Here is a 634-nt window from a genome sequence, read left to right on the forward strand (position 1 = left end):
AACTGTTGCTAATTTACTTTAATTAAGAATTATGTAATTCTAAACTTGCTTAAGTGGACGGCTATAGTGCGCCACAGACCGAGGAACTAGCAATCAATGAGTTAAAATATTTTTTCCTAAATCTCTAAGTTAGAAAAAATCGCTATATAAGATAAAAAATATTCGACCTTTTTAAGGAATGTAAATAGAGGAAAAATACTTGCGGTCAATTGAAATTCAACAATTTATTATTTTAAAAATATTCAAATAATTATCCTCAAATATAAAAACGGTTAAAAATCAACTTATTTAAAACATCCGAAGTAACTTAAATCCCTTGAGAGATAGATCTACAGCACTATTATGATCAATAATATTTTACACTTCAATCAACATCGGCACTAAAGAATCGTATCTTTAGATCAAGTAAAAAAACACTCAAAATGTCAATTAATACCAAAACTCACTTTTTCTGCCTTTTATTGATCCTGTTTCCACTTTCACTACTGGCACAGTGGAACTTAAAAAACGGCGTACCATATACGGATGGTCCTACCATGACAGATATGATTTTTTTAAATGATAAAACTACTGGTTTTACTATTGCTGAAAAGACCATTTACAAAACTACAAATCAAGGCGAAACCTGGAAACC

1 protein-coding gene is annotated in these 634 nt (G+C 30.0%); it reads left to right on the forward strand.

The features are described from left to right. Nucleotides 1–422: 422 nt before the first annotated feature. The coding region (locus J7604_RS25990) for a hypothetical protein (protein WP_293903225.1) at nucleotides 423–634 on the forward strand (212 nt) is incomplete at its 3' end.

This window comes from Sporocytophaga sp. (assembly GCF_017745095.1).
GTDB lineage: Bacteria > Bacteroidota > Bacteroidia > Cytophagales > Cytophagaceae > Sporocytophaga.